The 257-nt window shown below is 75.1% G+C and carries 1 pseudogene; it reads left to right on the top strand.

The features are described from left to right. Positions 1 to 257 (top strand): annotated as a pseudogene (locus LG634_RS37675) (conjugal transfer protein); the annotation flags it as partial.

Genomic DNA, 257 nt, shown 5'->3' with positions numbered 1-257 from the left:
GCGCGCTGCGGCCGTGGTGCAGGCCCTGGCCTACCACCGGGCCCGCGCGGCCAACCACCCTGACACCAAGGTCCGCAAGCGCTCCGAGCGCGTTTCCTGGCGGCTGGCCCGCCGGGTCGGCTCCGGGGACGCCCGGCTCGGATCCCAGCTTCTGGATGTCCAGCGGGAACGGATCATCACCGGCGCGGACGTCGCCCTCGGCGACATGTTCGCGATCACCGTCACGCGGGCCGACGGCCCCGTGACGGCCGGGCGTG

The sequence above is a fragment of the Streptomyces bambusae genome (assembly GCF_020532645.1).
Lineage (GTDB): Bacteria > Actinomycetota > Actinomycetes > Streptomycetales > Streptomycetaceae > Streptomyces > Streptomyces bambusae.
The sequence above is the reverse complement of the archived record's forward strand: the minus strand, read 5'-3'. Positions and strand labels throughout refer to the sequence as shown.